3 protein-coding genes are annotated in these 4,202 nt (G+C 74.7%); 1 reads left to right on the plus strand and 2 read right to left on the minus strand.

The annotated features are described in order from the left end of the window. Positions 1-1,734, plus strand: a 1,734-nt coding sequence (locus tag ACIQOV_RS30280) for a hypothetical protein (RefSeq protein WP_401053790.1), incomplete at its 5' end; no start/stop codon positions are given. 62 nt (positions 1,735-1,796) lie between these two features. Here the strand turns inward: ACIQOV_RS30280 and sucD are convergent. Both sucD and sucC read right to left on the minus strand, forming a co-directional pair. Then, on the minus strand, positions 1,797-2,687 hold the full coding sequence (gene sucD, locus ACIQOV_RS30285; RefSeq protein ID WP_401053791.1) for a succinate--CoA ligase subunit alpha: 891 nt from the start codon (positions 2,685-2,687) through the stop codon (positions 1,797-1,799). 18 nt (positions 2,688-2,705) lie between these two features. Beyond that, positions 2,706-3,878 (minus strand): ADP-forming succinate--CoA ligase subunit beta, encoded by a 1,173-nt coding sequence (gene sucC, locus ACIQOV_RS30290; protein ID WP_359911285.1) that lies wholly within the window; start codon positions 3,876-3,878, stop codon positions 2,706-2,708. Positions 3,879-4,202 lie beyond the last annotated feature (324 nt).

Below are 4,202 nucleotides of genomic sequence, written 5' to 3' on the forward strand. Positions count from 1 at the left end.
GCCGAACCGGTCCTCCTCCGGCCGGTCCCGGGCTCCTCCGCCCCGGCCGCCCCCGGTTCCGTGGTCGGGGCCGACCGCCCGCGGGCCGACACGGCAACGGACGGGGAGGCGACCGGGAAGCGGAGCCGTACCCGAGCCGGGAAACCCGCTCCGGGACCCTCGGGCGGCACCCGGCGGACGGCCCCGGCCGGGCAGCCGCGGCAGGCCGCCGACGGGCCGCCGGCCGCCGAGGGGAGCGCCGCCCCCGGGCGCGCGCAGGAGCCACGCACGCCCGGGGGCCGGCCAGGAGCCGCCGCCCTCCAGGCACCTCCGGCCGCGGCGGCGGACGACGGGCGGCGTCAGCCGTCCGACACCGGCCACCCGCCGACGGCCCCCGGGGATCCCGACCGGCACGGCGGCACTCCCGGCACTCCCGGCGCCGGGCCGGCCTGGCAGGCGAGCGCTCCGACCACGGACGCGGCCGGTGGCGGCGGGTCCGAGGAGGCCCCCGCCGGGCCGGCCGCCGGCCACGGCGACACGCCGCACCGCACCCCGGCCGCCCCCGAAGCGGACTCCGGGCCGGACGCCGAACGGCCACCGGCCGCCGAACCCGACCGGGCGCGGACGGCACGGCCGGAGCCGCAGGAGCCTGCCGCCGCCAGTCCCGGCCGGGCGGCGCTGGCCGCCGCCGCTCCCTCGGGCGCGGACGACGACCTCGACGCCGAGCCCCCGGCGATGGGCTTCGACGAGCTCTACGAGACCGCGCACACCCGGCTGGTGCAGCAGGTGTTCCTGCTGACCGCCTGCCGGCACCGGGCGGTGCACTGCGTGCGGCGGGCGTTCGGCGAGGCCCGGCGGTGCTGGGCCACGGCCGCCGGTTCGGGGAATCCGGAGGGCTGGGTCCGGGCGCGCGCCTGCGAGCTGGCGCTGTCCCCGTGGCACCGGGGCGGCCCCCGGCGGGCGCACGCGTGGGGGCTGCCGCACCGGCGGATCAAGGTGCGGCCGGCCGACGAGACCCAGGCGGTGCTGCCGGACCACGACCGGCTGACCGACCGGGACCGGGCGCTGCTGAAGGCGCTCAAGCGGCTGTCCCGCCCCCAGCGCCGGGCGCTGGTGCTGCACGACGGGCTGGGGCTGCCGGCCGTGGCGGTCGCGGTGGAGGTGGAGTCCACCCGGGCGGCGGCCGAGGGGCGGGTGTGGGCCGCCCGGGCGGCCCTGGCCGCGTGGGTGCCGGACCTGGTCGGGCCGGACCCGGCGGCGCCGGGCTTCGCGGACGGGCTGTGCGGGCTGCTCCACCGGGCGGCGGTGCGCGGCTGCCCGGAGCCGCACCGGACGCCGGTGCCGGTGCTGCGGGCCCGGTACCGGCTCCGGACGGCGAGCCGGACGGGCGCGGCGGCGCTGCTGACGGTCGCGGTGGGCGGGGCGACGCTGGCGACCCTGGCGGGGGTGCGCCCGGCGGAGCTGTTCAGGCCGACCACCCCGCCGACGCCCACGCTCTGCCTGGCCGCCACCGCGGCGCAGGCGGCGGAGCCGGCCGTGCCGCTGCTGCCCGACGGGGCGCCGAACGGCATCACCAGCATCTGGTGCAGCCCGGCGCCCGGGTTGGAGGCCGTCCTGGTGGATCCGCAGCCCCAGGCGGTCGCGCGCTGGGAGCTGCCGCCGGCGGCCCGGGGCGCCGCTCCGCCGCCGCAGGGCCCGGCGGCCTGCCGGCCGTGGTCGCCGCTGCCCTGCACCACGGGGCCGGGGCGGCACTGAGCCGCGAACGGCGAGCGCCCCCGCCCGGGAGGGCGGGGGCGCTCGTCACGCGCGGGGCGGGATCAGGCCTGGGCGGCGATGATCTCGCGGGCCAGGCGGGCGGTCTCGGACGGCGTCTTGCCGACCTTGACACCGGCGGCCTCCAGGGCCTCCTTCTTCGCCTGGGCGGTGCCCGAGGAGCCGGAGACGATGGCGCCGGCGTGGCCCATGGTCTTGCCCTCGGGGGCGGTGAAGCCCGCGACGTAGCCGACGACCGGCTTGGTGACGTGCTCGGCGATGTAGGCCGCGGCACGCTCCTCGGCGTCGCCACCGATCTCACCGATCATGACGATGATCTCGGTGTCCGGGTCCTCCTGGAAGGCCTTGAGGGCGTCGATGTGGGTGGTCCCGATGACCGGGTCACCGCCGATGCCCACGGCCGAGGAGAAGCCGATGTCGCGCAGCTCGTACATGAGCTGGTAGGTCAGGGTGCCCGACTTCGAGACCAGACCGATCTTGCCGGAGGTGGTGATGTCGGCCGGGATGATGCCGGCGTTCGACTGTCCGGGGCTGATCAGGCCGGGGCAGTTCGGGCCGATGATGCGGGTCTTGTTGCCCTTGGCACCGGCGTGCGCCCAGAAGGCGGCGGTGTCGTGCACCGGGACGCCCTCGGTGATGACGACGGCCAGGCCGATCTCGGCGTCGATGGCCTCGACGACGGCGGCCTTGGTGAAGGCCGGCGGCACGAAGAGGACGGAGACGTCGGCCCCGGTCTTCTCCATCGCCTCGGCGACGGAGCCGAAGACCGGGATCTCGGTGCCGTCGACGTCGACCGTGGTGCCGGCCTTGCGCGGGTTCACGCCGCCGACGATCCGGGTGCCGGAGGCGAGCATGCGGCGGGTGTGCTTCATGCCCTCGGCGCCGGTCATGCCCTGGACGATGACCTTGCTGTCCTTGGTAAGGAAGATAGCCATGGTGTTAAGTCCCCTTCCTTACTTGTTGGCCAGCTCGGCGGCGCGGTCAGCGGCGCCGTCCATGGTGTCCACGCGCTGGACCAGCGGGTGGTTGGCGTCGTCGAGGATCTTGCGACCCAGCTCCGCGTTGTTGCCGTCCAGACGGACGACCAGCGGCTTGGTGACGTTCTCGCCCTTGCCCTCCAGGAGCGCGAGGGCCTGCACGATGCCGTTGGCGACCGCGTCGCACGCGGTGATGCCGCCGAAGACGTTGACGAAGACCGACTTGACGTCGGGGTCGCCCAGGATGATCTCCAGGCCGTTCGCCATGACCTCGGCGGAGGCGCCGCCACCGATGTCGAGGAAGTTGGCGGGCTTGACGCCGCCGTGGTTCTCACCGGCGTACGCGACCACGTCGAGGGTGCTCATGACGAGGCCCGCGCCGTTGCCGATGATGCCGACCTGGCCGTCGAGCTTGACGTAGTTCAGGCCCTTGGCCTTGGCGGCGGCCTCCAGCGGGTTGGCCGCGGCCTTGTCCTCCAGGGCCTCGTGCTCGGGCTGGCGGAACTCGGCGTTCTCGTCCAGGGAGACCTTGCCGTCGAGCGCGATGATCTTGCCCTCACCGGACTTGATCAGCGGGTTGACCTCGACGAGGAGGGCGTCCTCCTTGATGAAGACGGTCCACAGCTTCTGCAGGACCTCGGCGACCTGGTCGGCGACCTCGGCCGGGAACTTCGCCGCGGCGACGATCTCGGCGGCCTTCTCCGGGGTGCAGCCCTCGTTGGCGTCGACCGGGATCTTGGCGAGCGCCTCGGGGTTCTGCTCGGCGACGACCTCGATCTCCACGCCGCCCTCGACGCTGGCCATGGCCAGGAAGGTGCGGTTGGTGCGGTCCAGCAGGAACGAGACGTAGTACTCGTCCTTGATGTCCGCGGTCTGGGCCAGCATCACCTTGTGAACGGTGTGGCCCTTGATGTCCATGCCGAGGATCTGCTCGGCCTTGGCGACGGCGTCCGCCGGGTCGGCGGCGAGCTTGACGCCGCCGGCCTTGCCTCGGCCACCCACCTTCACCTGAGCCTTGACGACGGCGCGGCCGCCGAAGCGCTCCGCGATGGCGGCAGCGTCTGCGGCGGTCTCGATGACATCGCCGTCAAGCACAGGCACGCCGTGCTTGGCGAAGAGGTCCCTCGCCTGGTACTCGAACAGGTCCACGTGTTTGTCCTTGTTCGTGGTCGCGGATTGTGTCTCTACGAGCGTGCCACGGCAGGATCTTCGCTGCGGGTCGTCGGGGCGGTGCGGGTACGCAGAGGTACGGCCTTGCGGCCCACACAGCCACGGGCGCTCACGTCAATCAACACGCGCGTCACGTCCGTCTGGCAGGTTATCCCCGCGGGACGGGACTGTTCCGCCCGGGGCCTGCCCGGCATGGGTGAGAACCGTCACAGAATGCCCAGGAGGGACGGGGTGGGCGGCCGGTCCACCGATCGGTCCGATTAGCGCGTTCGGGTGAATCCCTCACCCCCCTGGGCGGCCCCC

Origin of the sequence: Kitasatospora sp. NPDC091257, from assembly GCF_044757675.1 — a bacterium.
GTDB classification, from domain to species: domain Bacteria; phylum Actinomycetota; class Actinomycetes; order Streptomycetales; family Streptomycetaceae; genus Kitasatospora; species Kitasatospora lactacystinica.

Bases quoted from the DNA above. Each gene is read 5' to 3' on its own strand.
- sucD (WP_401053791.1), bottom strand. From the start codon at position 2,687: ATGGCTATCTTCCTTACCAAGGACAGCAAGGTCATCGTCCAGGGCATG.